At 65.6% G+C, this 17,057-nt stretch carries 16 protein-coding genes, 1 tRNA gene and 1 pseudogene; 9 read left to right on the top strand and 9 right to left on the bottom strand.

Annotation, left to right across the window (positions count from 1 at the left end; all coding sequences use genetic code 11):
• Positions 1–118 precede the first annotated feature (118 nt).
• Positions 119–1,369 (bottom strand): glycosyltransferase, encoded by a 1,251-nt coding sequence (locus AC1RSI_RS11350; RefSeq protein ID WP_154725269.1) that lies wholly within the window; start codon positions 1,367–1,369, stop codon positions 119–121.
• A 324-nt stretch (positions 1,370–1,693) separates the two neighbouring features.
• Here AC1RSI_RS11350 and AC1RSI_RS11345 point away from each other — a divergent pair, with 324 nt between their 5' ends.
• A complete protein-coding gene (locus AC1RSI_RS11345; RefSeq protein ID WP_492322675.1) occupies positions 1,694–4,993 on the top strand; it encodes an autotransporter outer membrane beta-barrel domain-containing protein in 3,300 nt (1,099 codons plus the stop codon).
• Positions 4,994–5,049: 56 nt separating this feature from the next.
• Here AC1RSI_RS11345 and AC1RSI_RS11340 read toward each other — a convergent pair.
• From AC1RSI_RS11340 to lon, 3 genes are all read right to left on the bottom strand, one after another.
• Positions 5,050–5,126, bottom strand: a tRNA-Val gene (locus AC1RSI_RS11340).
• 46 nt (positions 5,127–5,172) lie between these two features.
• Entirely contained in the window at positions 5,173–5,448 is a 276-nt protein-coding gene (locus AC1RSI_RS11335; RefSeq protein WP_008260193.1) for an HU family DNA-binding protein, read from the bottom strand.
• A gap of 109 nt (positions 5,449–5,557) precedes the next feature.
• Positions 5,558–7,954 (bottom strand): endopeptidase La, encoded by a 2,397-nt coding sequence (gene lon, locus AC1RSI_RS11330; protein ID WP_008262217.1) that lies wholly within the window; start codon positions 7,952–7,954, stop codon positions 5,558–5,560.
• A 985-nt stretch (positions 7,955–8,939) separates the two neighbouring features.
• Between lon and AC1RSI_RS11325 the strand changes: the two genes are divergently transcribed.
• From AC1RSI_RS11325 to AC1RSI_RS11315, 3 genes are read left to right on the top strand one after another with little or no spacing between them, the layout of a single operon-like run.
• Positions 8,940–9,068, top strand: a complete 129-nt coding sequence (locus AC1RSI_RS11325; protein WP_008261949.1) for a hypothetical protein — start codon at positions 8,940–8,942, stop codon at positions 9,066–9,068.
• Positions 9,065–9,274, top strand: a complete 210-nt coding sequence (locus tag AC1RSI_RS11320) for a hypothetical protein (protein WP_154725339.1) — start codon at positions 9,065–9,067, stop codon at positions 9,272–9,274. The genes AC1RSI_RS11325 and AC1RSI_RS11320 overlap by 4 nt, the downstream gene beginning before the upstream one ends.
• On the top strand, positions 9,271–9,462 hold the full coding sequence (locus tag AC1RSI_RS11315; protein ID WP_035306228.1) for a hypothetical protein: 192 nt from the start codon (positions 9,271–9,273) through the stop codon (positions 9,460–9,462). The genes AC1RSI_RS11320 and AC1RSI_RS11315 overlap by 4 nt, the downstream gene beginning before the upstream one ends.
• Before the next feature lie 231 nt (positions 9,463–9,693).
• Here the strand turns inward: AC1RSI_RS11315 and clpX are convergent, their stop codons facing one another.
• Positions 9,694–10,962: an ATP-dependent Clp protease ATP-binding subunit ClpX gene (gene clpX / locus AC1RSI_RS11310; RefSeq protein ID WP_008260240.1), complete on the bottom strand. Its 1,269-nt coding sequence runs from the start codon at positions 10,960–10,962 to the stop codon at positions 9,694–9,696.
• Positions 10,963–11,156: 194 nt separating this feature from the next.
• Here clpX and AC1RSI_RS11305 point away from each other — a divergent pair, with 194 nt between their 5' ends.
• The gene (locus AC1RSI_RS11305) at positions 11,157–11,828 is read left to right on the top strand and encodes an HAD-IB family hydrolase (RefSeq protein ID WP_230307504.1); all 672 of its coding nucleotides are present in this window, start codon (positions 11,157–11,159) and stop codon (positions 11,826–11,828) included.
• A 3-nt stretch (positions 11,829–11,831) separates the two neighbouring features.
• Here the strand turns inward: AC1RSI_RS11305 and AC1RSI_RS11300 are convergent, their stop codons facing one another.
• From AC1RSI_RS11300 to tig, 3 genes are all read right to left on the bottom strand, one after another.
• Positions 11,832–12,152: a hypothetical protein gene (locus AC1RSI_RS11300; RefSeq protein ID WP_008260378.1), complete on the bottom strand. Its 321-nt coding sequence runs from the start codon at positions 12,150–12,152 to the stop codon at positions 11,832–11,834.
• 72 nt (positions 12,153–12,224) lie between these two features.
• Complete coding sequence (locus AC1RSI_RS11295; protein ID WP_008264353.1) at positions 12,225–12,872, bottom strand: ATP-dependent Clp protease proteolytic subunit; 648 nt, start codon at positions 12,870–12,872, stop codon at positions 12,225–12,227.
• Between the two features lie 162 nt (positions 12,873–13,034).
• On the bottom strand, positions 13,035–14,378 hold the full coding sequence (gene tig / locus AC1RSI_RS11290; protein ID WP_154725340.1) for a trigger factor: 1,344 nt from the start codon (positions 14,376–14,378) through the stop codon (positions 13,035–13,037).
• A 192-nt stretch (positions 14,379–14,570) separates the two neighbouring features.
• On the opposite strand from tig, the pseudogene AC1RSI_RS11285 reads away from it, so the two are divergent.
• Positions 14,571–15,244: pseudogene (locus tag AC1RSI_RS11285) on the top strand (MBL fold metallo-hydrolase).
• Positions 15,245–15,405: 161 nt separating this feature from the next.
• Here the strand turns inward: AC1RSI_RS11285 and AC1RSI_RS11280 are convergent.
• Positions 15,406–15,699 (bottom strand): DUF883 C-terminal domain-containing protein, encoded by a 294-nt coding sequence (locus tag AC1RSI_RS11280; protein ID WP_230307505.1) that lies wholly within the window; start codon positions 15,697–15,699, stop codon positions 15,406–15,408.
• Positions 15,700–15,808: 109 nt separating this feature from the next.
• Here AC1RSI_RS11280 and AC1RSI_RS11275 point away from each other — a divergent pair, with 109 nt between their 5' ends.
• From AC1RSI_RS11275 to AC1RSI_RS11265, 3 genes are all read left to right on the top strand, one after another.
• Positions 15,809–15,973, top strand: a complete 165-nt coding sequence (locus AC1RSI_RS11275; RefSeq protein WP_196066303.1) for a hypothetical protein — start codon at positions 15,809–15,811, stop codon at positions 15,971–15,973.
• A gap of 117 nt (positions 15,974–16,090) precedes the next feature.
• Positions 16,091–16,309: a con-10 family general stress protein gene (locus AC1RSI_RS11270; RefSeq protein WP_035306217.1), complete on the top strand. Its 219-nt coding sequence runs from the start codon at positions 16,091–16,093 to the stop codon at positions 16,307–16,309.
• A gap of 209 nt (positions 16,310–16,518) precedes the next feature.
• A complete protein-coding gene (locus tag AC1RSI_RS11265; protein WP_154725343.1) occupies positions 16,519–16,899 on the top strand; it encodes a hypothetical protein in 381 nt (126 codons plus the stop codon).
• Positions 16,900–17,057: the final 158 nt, after the last annotated feature.

The raw sequence follows: 17,057 nt of genomic DNA, 5'->3' as shown, positions 1-17,057 counted from the left end.
CACTTCTTCCAGACGAAGAAGTGGCGCGCCGCCCCTCATTTCCCGACTATCTTCAGACCTGACGCGACGGCCCGGATATTCGCGTCCAGATATCGACCCGAAATCACGACGTAACGCGTCAGTGAACGGCGAACGCCTCTTCGGGCTGAACAAAGGCGGCCTCGCCCGTCAGTTCGCCGTAAACCATGCACAGGTCCTCGAACACGCGGCTCCAGGCGAACTGGCTGACGGCCTTTTCGCGGGCGGCGCGGCCGATGGCCTCGATGTCGCGCGCAAACAGGGCCTCGACCGCCTGGGCGTAGGCGTCGGCGTCGGCGCTGGTCGCCAGCTGGCCGACCGTGTCATCCACAGTCTCGGCCACGCCCCCGGCGTTGACGCCCACGACCGGGCGGCCACAGGCCATGGCCTCCAGCACGATCAGACCGAAGGGCTCCTTGTCATTGGCGTGGACGAAGGCGTCGCAGCTGGCGATGATCCGCGCCACCGCGCGCGGATCCTTCTCATAGGGCATGGAGATCACCCGGTCCTCGGCGGGCATGCCTGAACCCGCCCCGACCAGGACCAGATGATAGGGCGCGCCCAGTTTCTGGACCGCCTCGATGAGAATATCGACATTCTTCTCCTTGGCGGGACGGCCGGCGAAGCACAGCAGGCGGGCGTCCTCGCCCAGGCCCAGTTCTCCCAACAGCCATTTCCGATCCCGGCGTTCGGGTCGGAAGGTGTCGATCTCCACCCCCAGGGGCCGGATGACGATATTGTCGACGCCCGCCTCTTCCAGTCGACGGGCGATGAAACGGCTGGGCGAGATGACGCGGTCGAACTGGGAAAACAGGCGCGCCCAGCGTTTCTCAACCGGCTTCTTGGCCCATTCGCCGAAATGCAGCGCCGCCAGCCCGGCGGGATCCGAGTGACAGAAGCCGACGACCGGACACCCGACCCGCTGGCCGGCCTCCAGCGCGCCCTGACCCGGCGTGTAGGGGTCGCCGGCCTCGATGATCGACGGCTTCATCGCCGCGACCCAGGCGCTCCAGCGCTTGACCGAACTGGGCCAACGATAGCCATCGCCGAACGGCAGTTTTGTCGCCCGCAGTTGCACGATCCCGTCGGCCCGCGCCTTGTGCCGCGCGCCCGGCACGATAAGCGAATGGCTGACGCCCGGCCGATTCTCCTCGATCCAGGCCTTCTTCGACAGAAGATAGCGCTTCACCCCGCCCGAGCGCGGCGCATACAGCATGGTGGTGTCCACCAGCCTGGGCCGGTCGTCCATCGACGCCAGCTTCAGCGCTCTCAATGTGTCGGCGACCTCGACGTCCAACCCCGGAATCAGCCGGAGTTCGCTTTCGTGAACGTCGAGGTCGGTCAGTGTCATGAAGAGGTTCTCGCCGGGTCTGGGCTAACCAACGCCGGGGGGCGTGGGTTGGATGCGTCGCGGTGAAACGCGGTGGACCGTTCTTCCGCCCGTAAACCCCGCCGTCGGAAACCTCAATACCTCTGAGCCAAAACCTTCCGCACCCCACCTAATAGACCGCGAAATCAGCCCCTTATCCAAGCTACGGTTGCGACACGCTCTTGCAACAGACTGGACACGGCCTTGCATTCGCCTCAAATTCGATAAACTTGGGCACGGTTAGCGTCGATCCTGTAAAGGACCGTCTGCTTCGTGATCGCGTGACCATCAGGGGTTTTCTTCCGAATGCGTATTCTACTCGCGACCGCCGTAGCGATCGCCCCCTTGCTGGCTGTTACGGGCGTTCAGGCCGAGGTCGTCGTCTCGACAGCCCGCACCACGCCGATCCAGACGTCCAACGCCACCGGCACCGCGGCTGACAATGTCCGCATCGCCAGCGGCGGCTCGATCGCCGTCACCTCCGGCGCAGCGATGACGCTAGATTCGAACAATACGGTCGATATCGACAGCGGCGGCTCCATCACCATGGCCAAGGCGGCCGACGGCGCCACGGGCGTCCTAGTGAACGGCGGCAATACCGGCTCCGTCACAATGGGCGGAACGATCAACATCACGGACAGCCAGGAAACGGCGGACATCAAGGACACGGACGGCGACGGCGACCTTGACGGGCCGTTCGCCACCGGGACCGGCCGCTACGGCGTTCGGGTCACGGGCGCCTCGCCCTTCGTCGGCAATGTCCTGGTCGAATCCAGCGGCTCGATCTCCGTGGAAGGCAACAACTCCTACGGCCTCGCGGTCGAAGCGCCCCTGACCGGCAAGCTGCAGAGCCTCGGTACTGTGCGCGTCGTCGGCGACAACAGCGTCGGCATCCGCACGACCGGCCCGATCTCGGGCAATGTCGACCTTGCGGGCTCGGTGTCCGCGACCGGAGCCGGTGCCTCGGGCGTGTCGATCGAAGGGGACGTCGGCGGCGCCCTGAAAATCCATTCGGCCGTGACGACCACGGGCTACCGATACACCTCCCCGCCCCCCGTCCGCCCGACGACGGGCACCTACGACAACGCCTCGACCATATTCCTGGACGAACTGGACGCCGACGATCTGTTGCAGGGCGGTCCGGCTGTGCGCGTGGCCGCCAATGTGGCCGGCGGCGTCCTGCTGGATACGGGCCCGGCCTATTCCTCGGCCGGGATCGACGGCGACGACGACAAGGACGGCGTCAAGAACGGCGACGAGGATGACGACGGCGACGGCGTCAAGAACCGCGACGATGCGGATCGCGACGGCGACGGCGTGCCGGACGCCAGCGAAACGACCGCCTCCCTGACATCGGTAGGCGGCGCGCCCGCCCTGCTCATCGGCTCCGCGACCAATGCGGTGACCCTCGGCGCCGTAGGCGCCGGCGACGCCGCCTATGGCCTGATCAACCGCGGCTCCATCACCGGGACCGGCGTCTATTCCGGCGTCGAATCGCGCGCCCTGCAGCTGGGCGTGGCCGGCGGCCAGACCGTCACCGTCGCGGGCGGGGTGCGCAACGAAGGCGGAATCGCCTCCACGGCCGTGGACGCCAACGCCACCGCCATCTGGATCGGCTCCGGCGTCACCGCCCCGGCCATCTCGAACACGGGCAATATCCAGGCCGTCGCCTCCGGCAAACAGGCCCACACGGCCACGGGCGTGCTCATCGGCGCCGGCGCCAATGTCGGTTCGCTGACGAACACCGGCAATATCGTGGCCTCGTTCGGCGGAAACCACGGCGCCGCGACGGTCATCCGCGACCAGTCCGGCACCCTGACCCAATTGAGCAACGTCGGTTCCATCATCGGCTCGCTGTCGGCGGACTCCACCGACACTACGGCGATCGACGGCACGGTGACCGCCATCGACCTGACGGCCAACACCAGCGGCGTCACGGTTCGTCAGTACGGCATCCCGGCCGCCGCCGGCAGCACGGCGACCGATACGGACAAGGACGGGGTCCCTGACGCCAGCGAACCCGTCATCGTCGGCGCGGTGAAATTCGGTTCGGGGGCGGATGCCTTCAACGTCGAGAACGGCACGGTCATCGGCGACATGTCCTTCGGCGCCGGCGCCGACCGCCTGTCCATCAGCGGCGGCGCGGCGGTGAGCGGCGCTGTCACCGACAGCGACGGGGCTCTGGACATCAACGTCTCCAAGGGGACGCTGAACGCGACCCAGACGACCGCTACTTCCATTTCCAGCCTGAACGTCGGGGCCGAGGGCGTCCTGATCGTCGCCGTCGACCCTCAAGGCGATCGCGCCGGCGGATTCAACGTCAGCGGCGCCGCAACCCTGGCCACGGGCGCGCAATTGGGCGTCCGCTTCTCGTCCCTTCTGGAGTCGCCGGAGCGGTTCAGCGTGATCAAGGCCGGCGCCCTGAACGTCGGGGACATCAACCAGAGCCTGCTGACCGATAATTCCCCCTATCTTTACGTCGTTCAGGCGGGTGTCAATCAGGCCGCAGGGGAAGTCTACGTCGACGCCCGTCGCCGCACCGCCCAGGAGGCCGATCTGATCCCCGTCGAGGCCTCGGCCTTCGACGCCGTCTATGCCGCCCTGGGCAGCAATGAGACGATCCGGAACCTGTTCCTGAGCCAGACGAACCGGGACGGCTTCATCGACGCCTATGAGCAGATGCTGCCGGACCACTCGGGCGGGCCTCTGATGTCCCTGTCGGCCGGCGTCGACGCGGTGACCCGCGCCCTGACCGGCCGCAACGCCTCCGCCGCCCCCGGCGAGACCAGCGCCTGGGTGCAGGAGATCAACTTCTACGCCGACAAGGACAAGACCGATTCCTACGGCTTCCGCTCTGAAGGCTTCGGCGTCGCGGGCGGCGTCGAAAAGGGCACCGGAGCGGGCGCCTTCGGCCTGACCGCCGCTTTCACCTCGTCGGACATCAAGGACCCCGAGTCCGAGGCCGAGGAAGTCCTGTCGGCCAACCTGCTGGAGCTGGGCCTCTACTGGCGTGCGCAGGGCCAGTACTGGACCACCTGGGCGCGCGCGGCCGGCGGCTACGCCAGCTTCAACGCCGACCGGTCGCTGGTCGCCAACGGCGTCTATCTGAACAACAAATCCGACTGGCACGGCTGGACTGCAGCCGCAGCCGGCGGCGCCTCCTACGAGCGCAACTACGGTCGCCTGAACGTCCGTCCCGAGGTGTACGCCGAGTACTTCCGCCTGTCGGAAGGCGCCCGCTCCGAATCGGGCGGCGGCAGCGGCTTCGATCTGGATATCGACTCGCGCGACAGCCACATCTTCTCGGCCGTTGCGGCGATGAACGTCGGCTACGGCTTCGGCAAGGACGGCTGGATCCGTCCGGAACTGCGCATCGGCTATCGCCAGAACCTGTCCGTCGACGCTGGCGAGACCATCGCCCGCTTCGCCAGCGGCGGCCCGGACTTCGTCCTGTCGCCGGACGGGGTCGAGGGCGGCGGCCTGATCCTGGGCTTCCGCATGAACCTGGGCAACGACCTGGGCATGCTGTCCCTGACGGGCGACGCGGAACTGCTTGAGGATTACGTCCGCTATTCGCTGCTGCTGCGGGCCAGCTTCCGGTTCTGACCGGGGCGATCGCCAAAAGACAAAGGCCGCCGGATCGCTCCGGCGGCCTTTTTGTTTGGTAGGCGGCGACGGGTTCGAACCGCCGACCCTCTCGGTGTAAACGAGATGCTCTGACCAGCTGAGCTAGCCGCCCAAGAAACCGAAGTGGAAACCGGAGCGGGGCTTATGCCCGTTGGGCTTCAACCGTTCAAGGCGCTTTTCAAGCCTTCGCCGGGGCGAAAGCGCGCGGTGCGGGAGGCGGGCCGGGCCACGGCCTGACCTGTCTGGGGGTTGCGGGCGACGCCGGCCTTGCGATCGACAGGGGTGAAACTGCCGAAGCCGATCAGCTTGACGTCCCGACCCTGGGTCAGGGCTTCCACCACGCCGTCGGTGAAGGCTTCGAGCGCCGTCTTGGCCTGATCGCGGCTGATGTTCGCGGCCGTCGCCATACGGCCGATAAGTTCGGCTTTCGTCATGTCATCCTCCCAAGCGAACCAGTAAAGGGCGGATCGGCGGTTGCGTCAAAAGCGAAAACGCCGCCGACAGGCGTGTCGGCGGCGTTTCGTCTGCGACCTAGGTCGCGGTTCAGTGACTGACGGTCGCTGCAGCGCCGTCAAGCGGAGGCACGGGCGCGGGCAGAGGATCCGTCGCCTCATCCCATTCGACCGGTGTCAGGGGACCGGTCAGGGCCCAGTGCAGGGCCTCGTCCGCCGTGGAGATCGGCACGATTTCGAGCGCCGATTTGACGTTGTCCGGCACGTCCGCCAGGTCCTTCTCGTTCTCCTGCGGGATCAGCACCGTCTTGACGCCGGACCGCAGGGCCGCGAGCAGCTTCTCCTTCAGACCGCCGATGGCGGTGACCCGGCCGCGCAGGGTGATCTCGCCGGTCATGGCGATGTCCTTGCGGATCGGGATGCCGGTCAGGACCGAGACCATGGCCACGGTCATGGCGGCGCCGGCGGACGGGCCGTCCTTGGGCGTCGCGCCGTCCGGCACATGGACGTGGATGTCGGTCTTCTCGAACACCGGCGGCTTGACGCCGAAGGCCAGGGCCCGCGACCGCACATAGGAGGCCGCCGCCGAAATCGACTCCTTCATCACGTCCTTCAGGTTGCCGGTCACGGTCATGCGGCCGCGGCCCGGCATCTTGATGGCCTCGATGGTCAGGATGTCGCCGCCGAACTCGGTCCAGGCCAGACCGGTGACGATGCCGACCTGATCCTCCTCGTCCGTCTCGCCATAGCGGAACTTCCGGACGCCGGCGTATTCAGCCAGCTTCTCGGCGTCCACCGTGATCGACGTGACCTTGGTCTTGGCCATCTCGCGCACGGCCTTGCGAGCCAGGCCGCCCAGGGCGCGTTCCAGCGACCGCACCCCGGCCTCGCGGGTGTAGTAACGGATCAGGTCGCGGATCGTGTCTTCCGGCACGATCAGTTCGTCGGCCTTCAGCCCATGGTCCGTCAGCTGTTTGGGCAGGACGTGACGCTTGGCGATCTCGACCTTTTCGTCCTCGGTGTAGCCCGAAACCCGGATGATCTCCATCCGGTCCATCAGCGGCTGCGGCATGTTCAGGCTGTTCGCGGTCGTCACGAACATGACCTGGGACAGGTCGTAGTCCACCTCCAGATAGTGGTCGCCGAAGGTCGAGTTCTGGGCCGGGTCCAGCACCTCGAGCAGGGCCGAGGACGGGTCGCCGCGCCAGTCGGACCCCAGTTTGTCGATCTCGTCCAGCAGGACGAAGGCGTTGGTGGTCTTGGCCTTCTTCATCGACTGGATGATCTTGCCGGGCATGGAGCCGATATAGGTCCGGCGGTGGCCGCGGATCTCGCTTTCGTCGCGCACGCCGCCCAGCGACATGCGGACATATTCACGCCCGGTCGCCTTGGCGATGGACTTGGCCAGCGAGGTCTTGCCGACGCCGGGAGGGCCGACGAGGCACAGGATCGGCCCCTTCAGGCTGCCGGTGCGGGCCTGGACCGCCAGATATTCGATGATCCGTTCCTTGACCTTCTCCAGGCCGAAGTGGTCCTCCTCAAGGATCTCCTCCGCCTTGACCAGATCGATCGGCTTCTGCTTGGCCTTGCCCCACGGCACGGACAGCAGCCAGTCGAGATAGTTCCGGACCACGGTCGATTCCGCCGACATCGGCGACATGTTGCGCAGCTTCTTCACCTCGGCCTCGGCCTTGGCGCGGGCTTCCTTGGACAGGCGCGTCTTACGGATGCGCTTCTCCAGGTCCATGATCTCGTCGCGCGCGTCGTCGGTCTCGCCCAGCTCGCGCTGGATCGCCTTCATCTGCTCGTTCAGATAATATTCGCGCTGGGTCTTCTCCATCTGGCGCTTCACGCGCGAGCGGATCTTCTTCTCGACCTGCAGGACCGAGATCTCGCCCTCCATCAGGCCATAGACCTTCTCCAGCCGCTTGGGCACGTCGAAGGTTTCCAGCAGGCCCTGTTTGTCGATGATCTTGACCGACAGGTGGGCGGCCACCGAGTCCGCCAGCTTGGAGGCGTCGGTGATCTGGGGGATGGAGCTGAGGGCCTCGGGCGGGACCTTCTTGTTCAGCTTCACATAGTTTTCGAACTGTTCGACCACGGCGCGCAGCATGGCCTCGGTCTGGGAGGCGTCGCCCGGCTCGTCCTCGATCTCGACGGCCTCGGCCTCGAAATAGTCCTCGCGGTCGGTGAAGCGGGTCAGGCGCGCCCGGCCCTTGCCCTCGACCAGAACCTTGACGGTGCCGTCGGGCAGTTTCAGCAGCTGCAGCACGCTGGCCAGCACGCCGATCGGATAGATGGCGTCGGGCGACGGATCGTCGTCGACGCTGTTCTTCTGGGTCGCCAGAAGGATCTGCTTTTCGCCCTTCATGATCTCGTCGAGGGCCTTCACCGATTTCTCGCGGCCGACGAAGAGCGGCACGACCATATGCGGGAAGACGACGATGTCTCTCAGCGGCAGGACGGGCAGGATCTTTGTTTCAGTCATGATGCGTACTCCTGGGCCATTGATGATCTCCGGCCCGCCGCCACGGTCGCCCGGACAAGAGGTCCGACCAGCGCATGACAGCCCGTCGATTCCGACGGCGTTCGGATGAGTATGTGGTTTGAAAGAGCCGTGGTTCAAGCGTGGCTGGCGAACGGCCCACACCTGCGTGGTTTGGACGCCGCACGCATATGCGGAATTGGCCCTGTCCTCGCCGTTTCGCGGCGAAGTTGGGGAGGGCGTGGGACGCCGGGTCTGCACCCGGTGTTTGAGGTTTTAGGTACCGTTTCGGCGCAGTCGTCGTCCCACGCGGCCGTTTTCCACACGCGCTCCGGCTGGCGGCCCTATTCTTCGAGCCTTGCCGGATCGGCGGGCCGCCTTGCGACGGCTTCGCCGGGGCGGACATGTCGACGTAGGTCGACAGCGGTCCGCTTTCCTAGGCGTGCGGCGAGCAGGAGACGGCATCCATCGCCGCCCCTAAGGACCCCGGCGGTCTCCTCCCCACCGGCTTCATCGCTCGACCACAGCCCCGCCGCCGTCAGGGCGCTGGATCCGACGCCCTCCCCATCGGCGGGGATGAGAGGATGATACGGGCGCCGGCGGGTATGGCGGGGAAGTCGGGGTGAGAATCTAGCAAGCCGTTGAAATCGTGCGATTCGGACCAGCGTCATTGTGGGTGTTGGGCTAGGTTGTCGATCATCACTTTCGTCATTCCGGGCGGAGGGCCGCTTGGCCCGCAGACCCGGAACCCAGCGGCGCGCGAGAGCGCGAACCTGTCGCAGATTAGGTCGTCCGGCATTGTGCGGCGGATGGATTTCGCCTTTGGCGCCGCTGGGTTCCGGGTCTCCGCTGCGCTTCGCCCGGAATGACGAAAGAGGGAGGGCGGCGAGGTGAATGTAGCGCTTTACGTCCGCATTACGCCGGCCCGCGCTTTCGACATGGCGGCTTTACGGGGTTTGGGCGTCTTCTGGTCGGCGAAGGAGAGACCATGAGCCGTTCACATCTACTGGCGGAGTCGCTGAAACGATCCGCCGACAAACCGTCCACACTGAAGATGGCCTGGACCGTCATCGGCGCTCTGTTCGGTGCGCCGATTCACCGGGGGCCGTCGCGATGATGCAGGGCCATCTGGAAGGCGGGGCCGCCGAGCCGGTCCCGCCGCGACGATACAGGGTCGTGGCACGCGCGGCCGGATGGGCCGTCGCGGTCAACGGCGTGGCGACCCGTCCCCTGCCTGATCGGGCCGCAGCCGAACGGCTTGCGGCGCGGCTGCAGGCCGAGGCCGATCGGTTGAACCGCGACCAGCACAGGCGGGCGCAATGATCGCCGCCCCTCCCCCTTCGCCGCCCGCTGTCGAAACCCTGACGATCCAGCCCGCGAACGGCCGCTGGCTTGTCACCTCGAGCGACGGTTTGTTCGAGGGCGTCTTCACCGACGCCAAGAGCGCCGTTCAGTGCGCCCGGGCCGAGGCGGAAGCCCATCCCGGTCATATGCTGGTGCTGGGCGGCTGATCAGATCTTCCCCCGCTTGCGGGGGAAGTGTCGCGTCGTGGCGCGAAGCGACACGCGTGACGATGGGGGAAGTCTTCTTCCAGCAAGCCAGCCTCCCCTCTCCGACCCTGGTCCGCTGCGCGGACGCCGGGCCACCTCTCCCGCAAGCGGGAGAGGGTCTGAGCGGAGACAGAAAAAGGGCCGGAGCGTTGTCGCTCCGGCCCTTCATTTCAGTGCGAAGGCGATGCCCGATCAGGCGGCGCCGTCGGCCTTCTTCTTGGAGGCTTCGGAATAGATCAGCAGGGGCTGGGCCTTGCCGTCGATGACCTCGGCGTTGACCACCACTTCCTCGACGCCTTCGAAGGTCGGCAGTTCGAACATGGTTTCCAGCAGAATGCCCTCCAGGATCGAACGCAGGCCCCGCGCGCCGGTCTTGCGGGTGATGGCCTTCTTGGCGACGGCGATCAGGGCGTCGTCGGTGAAGGTCAGTTCGACATTCTCCATCTCGAACAGGCGCTTGTACTGTTTGACCAGGGCGTTCTTGGGCTCGGTCAGGATGGTGACCAGGGCCGTTTCGTCCAGGTCTTCCAGGGTCGCCAGAACGGGCAGACGGCCGATGAACTCGGGGATCAGACCGAAACGCATCAGGTCGTCGGGCTCGACGCCCTTGAGGATGTCGCCGGTGCGACGCTCGTCGATTTCCTTGACCTGGGCGCCGAAGCCGATCGAGGCCCCTGCCCCGCGCGCCGAGATCACCTTCTCCAGCCCGGCGAAGGCGCCGCCGACGATGAAGAGGATGTTGGCGGTGTCGACCTGCAGGAACTCCTGCTGCGGATGCTTGCGGCCGCCTTGCGGAGGCACGGAGGCGACGGTGCCTTCCATGATCTTCAGCAGGGCCTGCTGCACGCCCTCGCCCGAGACGTCGCGGGTGATCGAGGGATTGTCCGACTTGCGGCTGATCTTGTCGATTTCATCGATATAGACGATGCCGCGCTGGGCCCGTTCGACATTGTAGTCGGAGGCCTGAAGCAGCTTCAGGATGATGTTCTCGACGTCTTCGCCCACATAACCGGCTTCGGTCAGGGTGGTGGCGTCGGCCATGGTGAAGGGCACGTCGATGATGCGGGCCAGGGTCTGGGCCAGCAGCGTCTTGCCCGACCCGGTCGGGCCGATCAGCATGATGTTCGACTTGGCCAGCTCGACGTCGTTGTTCTTCGTCGCGTGGTTCAGACGCTTGTAGTGATTGTGGACCGCGACCGAGAGGACCTTCTTGGCGTGCGACTGGCCGATGACGTAGTCATCCAGGACGTCGCGGATCTCCTTCGGCGTGGGGACGCCGTCGGTGGTCTTCTTGAACCCGATCTTGTGCTCTTCACGGATGATGTCCATGCACAGTTCGACGCATTCATCGCAGATGAACACGGTCGGGCCCGCAATCAGTTTGCGGACCTCGTGCTGGCTCTTTCCGCAGAACGAGCAGTACAGGGTGCTTTTGGCGTCAGAGCCGGCTGCTTTGGTCATAGACCCTTATCTCACTCCCGCGGAGCGGACCGAAATGGCCCGAAACGCGCTTCCTCCACGTTGATTCCAGCACTCTGGACGCAAAGGTCTTCAAAAAATGACAATCACCCATCCCACGTTCAACGACAACCCCGAAGGCGGCAGGGGAATGTTGCAAGGCGGGGATGGATCAGTGTCGGTGGGGATCAAGGCGAATGTCTGACATGGGGAGCTTGCAGGATTTGCGCCAGTCCCGGACGAAGTCGGGAGACGCGCCGGACCGGGGCGCGGCGCCCATCGTGGCCTTTGATTTCGACGGCACCCTGACTATTCGCGACAGTTTCACCGAATTCCTGCGCTGGCGGGCCGGTCCGGGCGGCTGGGCTCTGGGCCTGGTCAAGCTGGCGCCCGCCCTGGCCGTCTATGCGCGGGACCGGGATCGGGGTCGGATCAAGGCCGCTTCGGTGAAGGAATTCCTGGCCGGCGAGACGAAGACGGCCCTGGAGGCCGAGGCGACGCAATTCGCAGACACCGTCTGGGATCGCTTCATACGGCCCGACGCGCTGAAGGTCTGGAACGATTGGGGCGAACGCGGCGCCCATCGCGTGATTGTGACCGCCTCGCCCGAGACCACGGTGGCGCCCTTTGCACTCAGACTGGGCGCCGAGGCCTTACTGGGCACCCCGCTGGTGTTCGATTCGGAACAGAGGGTGACGGGCGCATTCGCTGGGCCGAATTGTCGCGGGCTGGAAAAGGTGCGGCGTCTGAAGGCCGCCTATGGCGAGGACATGGTGCTGACCGCCGCCTATGGCGACACCTCGGGCGACCGCGAGATGCTGGCCATGGCGCAGCAGCCCGGATTCAGGGTGTTCCGCCAGAAGCCGTGACGGTCAGGCGCCGTCCGCGTCAACATCAAACACGACCGCCTTGCCGCGCGAGGTCGGGTCCCATCCCGCCTCAATGGCCGAGGCGACGGCGTTGCGGACCGCATCGACATTGACGCGCTGCTTCTCGACGTCGGGCCGGCCGTTGGGGCGCAAGGGCGGCGGAAACTGCACGATGGCTTCGCGCTTGAAATCGACGTGGCGCAAAGACACGGCCATGCCCTCCCAGACGTTGCCGCCCTTGGGTTGAGGCTGGCGACGGATTTCCCAAACATAGGTCTCGCCGTCGACCTCGACCGTGCCGCTGGGATCTCGTGTGAACTGCATGACGGTTCCGATAGCACAAAATGAAAAGGGCGCGCCGCGACGGCGCGCCCTTTCGCCATATCATCCGGCGGTTTAGTGGCCGGGCGTCTTGACGCCGTCGGCGTCGGCCTGTTCGCGCTTGTCGTAGACGTGGTCGACGATGCCCCAGGCCTTGGCCTCTTCGGCCGACATGAAGTGGTCGCGGTCCAGGGTCTTTTCGACTTCTTCGTAGGTCCGGCCGGTGTGGTGGACGTAGATCTCGTTCAGACGCTTCTTGGTGTAGCGGATGTCGGCGGCATGCAGCTCAATGTCCGAGGCCTGGCCGCGGAAGCCGCCCGACGGCTGGTGCACCATGATGCGGGCGTTCGGCAGGGCGATGCGCTGGCCCGCGGCGCCGGCCGTCAGGATCAGCGAACCGGCCGAGGCGGCCATGCCCATGACCACGGTCGAGACCGGGCTCTTGATATATTGCATGGTGTCATAGATCGCCAGCGCCGAGGACACCTGTCCGCCGGGGCTGTTGATATACATGGAGATCTCCTTCTTGGGGTTCTCCGATTCCAGGAACAGCAGCTGGGCGCAGATCAGCGAGGCCATCGTGTCCTCGAAGGGCCCCGTCAGGAAGATGATCCGCTCGCGCAGCAGGCGCGAGAAGATGTCGAAGGAGCGCTCGCCCCGGCTGGACTGCTCCACCACCATGGGGACGAGGTTCATGTTCATCAGTTCGATCGGATCGCGCATATGGCCTTCTCGATAATGCGGGGGACGGGCGAATCAGTGATCGCACGCCTTGTTAGTCTGCATATCGCGTCATGAAGACCTCCTTACAAGGCCGGCCCTGGACACGAAAAAAGCGGAGGCCTTGCGGCCCCCGCCTTTTGGAACATCAAACTCGGGGAGCGATCAGCCCTCTTCGTCTTCCTTCAGCAGCTCTTCCTTGGTGATCGGCTTGTCGGTCACTTCGGCCAGGCCGACGATCAGGTCGACGACCTTTTCCTCGTAGATCGGCGCGCGCATCTGGGCGGCGGCGTTGGGGTTCTGGCGGTAGAAGTTCAGGACGGCCTGCTCCTGGCCCGGATAGTTGCGCGCTTCCTGCAGCAGGGCGGCGTTCAGCTCCTGGTCGGTGACCTGGACGTTGTTGGCGCGGCCGATCTCGGCCAGGACCAGACCCAGGCGCACGCGGCGCTCGGCGATCTTGCGGTATTCGGCCTTCAGGTCTTCGTCGGACTTGGCGGCGTCCTCTTCCGGCAGGCGGCCGGCGGCCTTGTCGGCCTCGACCTGCTGCCAGATGCCGTCGAACTCGGCCTCGACCATCTTCGGCGGCAGCGGGAAGTCATGGGCCGTGTCCAGCTGGTCCAGCAGGGCGCGCTTCAGCTTGAAGCGAGCGGCGCCGGCGTACTGCTGGTTCAGGTTCTGGCCCAGCAGTTCCTTCAGCTTGTCCAGGGATTCCAGACCGATGCGCTTGGCGAAGTCCTCGTCGACCTTGGCTTCGACCTCGGCCTTGATGGCCTTCACCTTGACGTCGAAGGTGGCCAGCTTGCCGGCCAGGTGGGCGGCCTGATAATTCTCAGGGAAGGTGACCTCGATGGTCTTTTCCTCACCGACCTTGGCGCCGGTCAGTTGCTCTTCGAAGCCGGGGATGAAGCGGCCCGAGCCGATCACCAGGTCCGCGTCCTCGGCGGCGCCGCCGTCGAAGGGCTCGCCGTCCAGCTTGCCCAGGAAGTCGATGGTCAGTTGGTCGCCCTGGGCGGCCTTGACGGTCTTGCCCTTCTTGTCCTCGTAGGACTTGGCCTGGCCGGCCAGCTCGGTCAGGGCCTCGTCCAGATCGGCGTCCGAGGCTTCGTAGGTCGGGCGGTCCAGCTTCAGGGTCTTAGGATCGACCGGAGTGAAGTCCGGCATGATTTCCAAGGCCATCTCATAGGCCAGGTCTTCCTGACCGGCCATGACCTTGTCCATGTCGGAGGTCAGCTTCATCTCGGCCGGAGCGGCCGGACGGATCTTGGCTTCTTCCAGCGCCTTCTGGCTGGTTTCGTTCAGTTCGGCGTTGATGATCTCGCCCATGAACTCGCGGCCGAAGGTCTTCTTGACGTGGGCGACCGGCACCTTGCCCGGACGGAAGCCCTTCAGCTTCACCTGCGGGGCGACTTCCTTGACGCGGGCTTCGAGCTTCTCGTTCAGCTCCGCGACGGGGATGGTGACCGCGAGCACGCGGCTGAGGCCTTCGTTCGACTTTTCGACGACTTGCATGGTCGGGATTTCTGACGCTCTGGGGCGCATGGACCGTCGAGACGGCCGGCGCGGAATGGATAAAGCAAGAAGGCCGCCCCGTTGGGAGCGGCGCCTCGAAGCCCGCCCTTATGTCGAGAAGGGCTCCAAAGGTCAACGTGAGCGTGGCCTCGGACGGTGGTTTCGCGCCGCATCGGGGGTTATGTTGGCCGAATGAGCCAGCCCGCCTCCCCCATCGGCGTCTTCGTCACGCCCGTCACCCCGCTTCAGCAGAACTGCACCACCGTCTGGTGCACCGCCACGAACAAGGCGGCGGTGATCGATCCGGGCGGGTCGGTGGATGCGGTTCTGGGCGAGGTGACGCGGCGCGGCCTGACCCTGGACCAGATCTGGATCACCCACGGCCACCTGGACCACGCCGGCGGCGCGGCCGAAATGCAGGAGAAGACCGGGGTCCAGATCACCGGGCCGCAGAAGGCCGATCAGTTCTGGATCGACCGGATCGTGGAGAGCGGCCGGATGTACGGCCTGCCCGACGCCCGCCCCTTCACCCCCGACCGGTGGCTGGAAGACGGCGACACGGTCAGCCTGGGCGAGACGACCTGGGAGGTGCGGCATTGCCCCGGCCATACGCCGGGCCATGTGATCTTCTTCAATCGCGCGGCGCGATTCGCCCAGGTCGGCGACGTGCTGTTCAAGGGGTCGGTGGGCCGCACCGACTTTCCGATGAGCGATCCGCCCGCCCTGATCTGGGCGACGACGTGACCTTCGTGCCGGGGCACGGGCCGATCTCGACCTTCGGCGAGGAGCGGCGGACCAATCCCTTCGTGTCGGATGCGGCGCTGCAAAGGGCGCCGATCCAGCGGGAACCGGTGGGGCCGGCTTAGAATCCTTCCTTCTCCCCTTGCGGGAGAAGGTGGCCCGAAGGACCGGATGAGGGGTCCGGCGGCGGGCCAACTCGCACCACCTTACCCTCACCCTTTCGCGCAAGGACGATCGCTGCGCTCTCGTGCGCTCAAGCCCTCTCCCGATGGGAGAGGGTGTCTGTTTAGCGGCGCAGAAGCATGCCGATGATGACGCCGACGCCCAGGGCGTAGAGGGTGGTCTTCATCGGCTGGTCGCGGATGCCGTCGCGGGCGGTTTCGACCCGGCCGACAACCTTGCTGCGGATCAGTTCGGCGTCTTTACGAAGCGCCTGACGCAGGGACGTCGTGTCTTCGAAGCTGCGGCGTTCGCCTTCGGCCAGGATGGCGTCGGCCTGACGGTCGAGGCGCTGGGTCAGGGTGTCGTCTTCCAGGACGATGTCGTCGGGCGATGCGGGGGTGATGGGGGTCTGGGTCATGGGGATCTCCGGGGTTCGGACACTGAACCGGCGCGCCCCGATCCAGTTCCAACCCGGCCGTGAACATTGCGGGTCGCGTGGCGTTCTTTCAGCGTCAAAGGAGAAGACCATGACCTATGTCGAACCCACGCCCCCCGGAACGCCGCAACCCGAGATCCAGCCCGAGCCGACGCCCCAGCCCGAAATCGATCCGTCCGACACGCCCGACGAAATGCCGCCGATGGAGCCCGGCGGCGGCGGCGAAGGTGATTCCCGCCCCTACGGAGCCGATTGAAGTCAAACCACAAAGACGTTCAGAGGCGGGACAGTAAAACGAAGTTCCGCACGGAACCGTCACGGAGTCACAGGGTTCACTTCGGCAAGCGCAACCGCAGCACTGAAAGGAACACCGATGGACAGCCAACCCACGCGACCCTCCGGCGTTTCCAAGCGAGGCTTCGCCTCGATGGATCCGGAACGGCAGCGCGAGATCGCGCGCAAAGGGGGCGCCAGCGTCCCCAGCGAGAAGAGAAGCTTCTCTCAAGACCGCAGTTTGGCGGCCCAGGCCGGACGCAAGGGCGGCGAGGCCTCGCATGGCCCGAAGAAGGACGCTTCGAACGAAGCCGAGTGATACGGCTTCAGTGAAATTCTGCAGGGCGGCGCGTCAAAGATGCGCCGCCCTTTTTCTGGTCCCCGTCATCCTCGGACAAGCCAGGAAAAGACGAGGACACACCGACACCGGCAAAGGGCCGGACGGCGCCGTCGCCGAAAGCGGACGTGGTGATCGTCTGTTTGGGGTGGGAAGGCGACATCGCCATCGTGCGAGATTAGGTTTCGAACATGCCGACACCCCCCGCCAATATCGCTCGCCTGATCGCCGGTGAGTTGTCATTCCTAACCGACCAGAAAGTAAAGCAAGCCGTTCTTGATGGGCTTGTCGATCCGCGCCCGATCACCCTCGATTGGGACTACGGCCCTCCCGGGCAGCAGTTTGATGGGTGGAGCGTGTTCGACCACGAGACGGAGTCGGATACTCTGATTGTCTACTGCGAGCATGGTTTCGGCCCCATGTCGCCGTGGGGCTTGGTATTTGCCACGCCACGTGAAGGGATACGGTCGATGGGAATGGACAGCGGGTGGTTTCGATCATTCATGGACGCGTTTTGGGACTCTCACGCCGCCACGCCCCTTACGCAAAGCGGACCTTCCGAAAGTCGCTAACGGGTCGATTTCGGTCCTGGTCTTCGAAGCCGAAACCGGACGTTGGCCTCCAGGCCGGAATGCGGTCGCGGTCGACGTCTGTTCGGGGTGATGGGGTGGACGCCCCCCGACGGCATCTATGTGCCAGAGTGAGGTGTTGAACAGCACTCGAAGGAGGC

The organism is Brevundimonas sp. GW821-FHT10E09, assembly GCF_058809375.1.
This window is presented reverse-complemented; position numbering and strand designations above follow the sequence as displayed.

Coding starts and splice junctions, on each gene's coding strand:
- AC1RSI_RS11350 (WP_154725269.1), bottom strand. CDS start 1,369: ATGACACTGACCGACCTCGACGTTCACGAAAGCGAACTCCGGCTGATT.
- AC1RSI_RS11345 (WP_492322675.1), top strand. CDS start 1,694: ATGCGTATTCTACTCGCGACCGCCGTAGCGATCGCCCCCTTGCTGGCT.
- AC1RSI_RS11335 (WP_008260193.1), bottom strand. CDS start 5,448: ATGACGAAAGCCGAACTTATCGGCCGTATGGCGACGGCCGCGAACATC.
- lon (WP_008262217.1), bottom strand. CDS start 7,954: ATGACTGAAACAAAGATCCTGCCCGTCCTGCCGCTGAGAGACATCGTC.
- AC1RSI_RS11325 (WP_008261949.1), top strand. CDS start 8,940: ATGAGCCGTTCACATCTACTGGCGGAGTCGCTGAAACGATCCGCCGAC.
- AC1RSI_RS11320 (WP_154725339.1), top strand. CDS start 9,065: ATGATGCAGGGCCATCTGGAAGGCGGGGCCGCCGAGCCGGTCCCGCCG.
- AC1RSI_RS11315 (WP_035306228.1), top strand. CDS start 9,271: ATGATCGCCGCCCCTCCCCCTTCGCCGCCCGCTGTCGAAACCCTGACG.
- clpX (WP_008260240.1), bottom strand. CDS start 10,962: ATGACCAAAGCAGCCGGCTCTGACGCCAAAAGCACCCTGTACTGCTCG.
- AC1RSI_RS11305 (WP_230307504.1), top strand. CDS start 11,157: ATGTCTGACATGGGGAGCTTGCAGGATTTGCGCCAGTCCCGGACGAAG.
- AC1RSI_RS11300 (WP_008260378.1), bottom strand. CDS start 12,152: ATGCAGTTCACACGAGATCCCAGCGGCACGGTCGAGGTCGACGGCGAG.
- AC1RSI_RS11295 (WP_008264353.1), bottom strand. CDS start 12,872: ATGCGCGATCCGATCGAACTGATGAACATGAACCTCGTCCCCATGGTG.
- tig (WP_154725340.1), bottom strand. CDS start 14,378: ATGCAAGTCGTCGAAAAGTCGAACGAAGGCCTCAGCCGCGTGCTCGCG.
- AC1RSI_RS11280 (WP_230307505.1), bottom strand. CDS start 15,699: ATGACCCAGACCCCCATCACCCCCGCATCGCCCGACGACATCGTCCTG.
- AC1RSI_RS11275 (WP_196066303.1), top strand. CDS start 15,809: ATGACCTATGTCGAACCCACGCCCCCCGGAACGCCGCAACCCGAGATC.
- AC1RSI_RS11270 (WP_035306217.1), top strand. CDS start 16,091: ATGGACAGCCAACCCACGCGACCCTCCGGCGTTTCCAAGCGAGGCTTC.
- AC1RSI_RS11265 (WP_154725343.1), top strand. CDS start 16,519: ATGCCGACACCCCCCGCCAATATCGCTCGCCTGATCGCCGGTGAGTTG.